Raw genomic sequence first — 4034 nt, 5'->3', positions numbered from 1 at the left:
CTTTGTTCAGTAAAGTATTCTCCAAAAGGCTTTCAACTACTTCCGGGTGCGAAATTGGGTTAACGTTGCCTTGTGTCTGCTGCATTAACTCTATTGTCGCCAACTCCCGCCGGACTGCTGTCATCGTTGTAAATTGATGAGTTAAACCTGGCAAGCCGATTAACTCCTGGTGGGATTTTATCAATGGCTCAATGGCTGTTACATCAGTGGCTAAACGTTCTTCTAGGACGAATTTTTCTAAGTCTTCCTGGGTAAATGCTACATTCCTTTCTGAGCAGTGAGCGATCGCTAAATTCAAAACGTGACTCAAATTCAAATCATTGGCTGGTACATTCTCCCAAGCTTCCCCAGGTTTGACAAAGGTAATTCCTAGCGCCGCTGCTTCTTCAACCCAGTAAGCTTTTAACTCTGACTCTGGTAACTTTTCCTTACGCTGGCGAGTATTATCCCAAATTTTTTCACGTTCTGCCCAGGTGGAGTTAGCACCAGCAAGAGCGAGTATTTGCTGTCGGCGTTGAGAAAATGCCTCTAAATCCTCTTCCTTGAACCCTTTTATATCAAATTGCCCATGTTTGCGGAGTTCTATCTCGTAGCCAAGCTTCTGCACCTCACGCGCCAGAGAGCTTTGGTATGCCATGCCCAAGAATTTCTTATTGGCGAATATCTCGTTATTACCCAAACTCAACCACCTACCATCTGGAGTTTGGGTCATGTTCATCAGCAAACAATGGGTGTGCAGATGTGGGTCTAAATCCCGACTTTCGATGTGATCGAACTGCGCGACGACCAAGTTACCAGTCTTAACCCTATGTCTCTTGTTATCATCTGTCACTCTGGTATAGGCGTAACGCTGCTCTATTAGCTCCAGGGTTTCTTTTAGCGCCTGATGATGGGCATCGATTAACCGTGTATCCCCACCCACCAATGCCATCAAGCTCACACTTTTGGGCGCTGAAAATGTACAGTCTAATGCGGCTCTGCGTTCAAATCCTTTCCCCTTTTCTTTGACTACTCTGGCATTCAATACCTTACGACCATCAGGCGTAAGCCCCTCAATGATATTTTTAAAAGCTTCTTCATCATCGACTGCCCCTGACAACCCCAATTTTTCAGCACCTTGACCACTCCAAAGCGACTTACCTTGGTGATAGTAATTCTTGATGAAGTAGTTCACCGCCATCTCTGAGGATACGTTAGCCGCTGTTAACATGGCTCACCTCTGGGATGGGGTTTACAAAAGTTAATCCTTGTTCTATTCCATCTGTTGGTGCAACAAACTCTCGTCAAGAAATTCTGATTATTTTCTCTGTTGGCAAGATAATCACCTTTGCAATAAGTATTGAAGTCAAAATCAATCCCCGTCATCAAACTTAGTGGTGCTTGATGGCGACTGAAAAGATTTTCGTGATTCTTGGACTTCAACTTTTTTTCTCAATAGATAATTGATATTTAATATAGCAAAAAATTGAGCATTCTTTCCGCCAAATATGGCGTACTGTGCGTCAGGAAAAGATGTATTCCAAGGCTTGTGGTTATTTGAGCTAATTACTAGATAATTGGGAAAATCCTTGAGAAAATTGGGAAGTATCAGGAAGTGCTAGGAAGTCTTGGGAAGTCTTAGGAATTGTTGGAAAATATTAAGCTAATGAGAATTTTGTGACTAGATGATGTTGAATAGTTGAAAAGGTAAGAAATGAATTAGAGATTTGGGAGATATTGTTTAGATATTGGGAGATGTTGAATGTAATTGGTGAAAATTGGGAATTGAGGGATTTTGTGGAGATTTTCTATCAGATGCACGAATTTATGGAAAGTCAAAGAGTATTGCCAAAACTGTAATCTTTCTTCGTAAATGTGGAAAAAATCACGGTTTGGGCGGTTCAAATTGAGAGTAATTATCAATTAGATAGACAAAAAAAGGGTCAAAAATAGGGAGAAATTTTCTTGTGGATTTAATGTTGAGTCTTGATCCGGGAACTTCAATGACGAAGATGGTTTATCGTGTTCTCTCGGAGATTTCGTACAAGTCAGAATTGCTGTGTATGGAACCAGAGTTAATTAAGATTTCCAAAGATTCGTTGGATTTATATGAGTCTGGGCAAATGAATCGGCCCAATCCAGAGAATGAAGCATGGATAGAGTACAACGAAGAATATTATGCGGTTGGGTTTTTGGCCCAAAAGTATTTTGAAGCGCGAATCAATTTTTTAGAACTCAAGTATGAGAACGCGATTCCAAAAACTTTGGCAGCAGTGGGGGCAATAGCGATTAGAGATTCTTTGAAGGCAAACTTTGATTTATCCTTGGGGCTGCTATTGCCTTATGGGGAGTGGGAAGATAGAGAGAGATTGGAGAGGGGTTTAAGTAAGGCACTGTCTAGCTTTAGCTTTCGAGGGAAACAATTTTGTATAAATCTGATTAACTTTCAGTGCTTGCCCGAAGGTGGGGGACTGATATTGACGCGAAGTAAAAAACTTGGCACAGATTTCAATAAAATGAACATTGCTGTGGTGATGGTGGGTTTTCGGGATATATCAGCCGTAATCTTTGAGCGTGGTATCTCAACTGGAAAAACGGAAGGATTGGGCTTGGCGTGGATGCTGGAGAGAATCAAAAGCCGAACATCAGGGCAAAACTTACATGATTTGTTAAAGGCGGTTCATCTATCAGGCCCGACATTGAAACCGAGATACTGCAAACCTTTGGCTCGGAGTAAAAAGTCTGATTTTAAGGTTGAGGAGATAGCACAAATTATTGAAGTGGCTGACTTATCTCGTAAAGAATACTGGGAAAAGGTATCCACTTGGCTCAAAATTAATATTCCTGCCCATATTGAGCAAGTCATTATTGGTGGTGGAACGTCGGAATATTTAGGCTCGGAGTTGAAAAATTTGTTTACTCATACCGACATTTCATGGGCAGCAGAATTATCTGAGGATGTGCGTTTAGCTTTTAACCTGCCGATTAAAAAAGATGCTTTGTGCTTGCGTTTCACTGATGTATATGGATTGTTTCGTTACCAACACGCTACGTCATCCATTTCAACTCATCGTGCTTCTTAATTAAAGGAATAATGAAATGCTTTCAGATGTTGAGTTTCGCTTACGAAGTAGAGTTAAGGCTGATAGTAAAGAAGCCGTGGTCATTAAGTATCTAAATTCCAAGAATACTCTTTATCCTGCTAGGGATATGGCGATGATTGCCATTAGCAGTTATTGGTTGCCTTTAGCTTATCAAGCTGTGGATCAATCCGTGAATTTAGAGCCACACATTCGTGCTTGTCTTTACCGCCTTCAACTCCACTCTTCATATTTGATGGGACTGCTGGGAGAAATCCCGTCTCAAGGAACGCCGATGATTGCAGTAGCCTCTAATCAATCACAGCCACTACAACTAATACAATCAGAACCATTACCAATATCCAGGACTTCAGTCAAAGAACCATTACCAATATCCAGGACTCCCGTACCAGAAGAATCGGAGTCGGGAACTGACTGGTTAAATCCTTTTTAGGACTGACCGAACAATTGGCAATGACGCTCGTTTGCGGAGCGTGATTGCTCTCTTCGGAGCGGGGTGTAGCAAGAGTGCGAATTGTTTTAAATAGGAGTGCATGATTATGTATCAACCACAAGAACTTTTTAACAACCTTTCACCATCAGAAATTAGCCGGACTTTACGCTTGAGTGGGATACCTGAAAAAGAGTTATATACCGAGAATGATGCAGACAGGTTTCGTGAATGTCGCACCTTAATTGAGCAGGGTGGAAATGATGAAGAAGTAATGGCTCTATTATCTCCAGTTGTTGACAATGCACTGTCAGAAACTCAGGGCAATTCCTCGTCGTCAACGAAAAATGGGGGGAAAAAACAAGGGAAGAAAGCCCAATTACCATTAGATATCACTGAATTACTAGTTATTGCTCGTGAAAGAGGCTATAAAATCGCACTTTCTCAGGCTTTAATAATTCTCCAAGTCTGTGGACTATCTGAGCAAGATGAGTATAGCTCGGATGAGTGCGAACGCTTTCTTG

4 protein-coding genes and 1 pseudogene are annotated in these 4034 nt (G+C 41.5%); 4 read left to right on the top strand and 1 reads right to left on the bottom strand.

The features are described from left to right. Positions 1-1210: MobF family relaxase (gene mobF, locus A4S05_RS32175; protein ID WP_141699869.1), on the bottom strand; the 1210-nt coding region annotated here is incomplete at its 3' end. Positions 1211-1224: 14 nt separating this feature from the next. Here mobF and A4S05_RS42260 point away from each other — a divergent pair. The 4 genes and pseudogenes from A4S05_RS42260 to A4S05_RS32160 all read left to right on the top strand — a co-directional run. After that, positions 1225-1374: a hypothetical protein gene (locus tag A4S05_RS42260; RefSeq protein WP_176727174.1), complete on the top strand. Its 150-nt coding sequence runs from the start codon at positions 1225-1227 to the stop codon at positions 1372-1374. A 581-nt stretch (positions 1375-1955) separates the two neighbouring features. Beyond that, positions 1956-3062 (top strand): ParM/StbA family protein, encoded by a 1107-nt coding sequence (locus A4S05_RS32170; RefSeq protein ID WP_256091323.1) that lies wholly within the window; start codon positions 1956-1958, stop codon positions 3060-3062. A 16-nt stretch (positions 3063-3078) separates the two neighbouring features. Beyond that, a complete protein-coding gene (locus A4S05_RS32165; RefSeq protein ID WP_069073832.1) occupies positions 3079-3513 on the top strand; it encodes a hypothetical protein in 435 nt (144 codons plus the stop codon). 106 nt (positions 3514-3619) lie between these two features. Then, positions 3620-4034, top strand: a pseudogene (locus A4S05_RS32160) (hypothetical protein); the annotation flags it as partial.

Origin of the sequence: Nostoc sp. KVJ20 (genome assembly GCF_001712795.1) — a bacterium.
GTDB lineage: Bacteria > Cyanobacteriota > Cyanobacteriia > Cyanobacteriales > Nostocaceae > Nostoc.
This window is presented reverse-complemented; position numbering and strand designations above follow the sequence as displayed.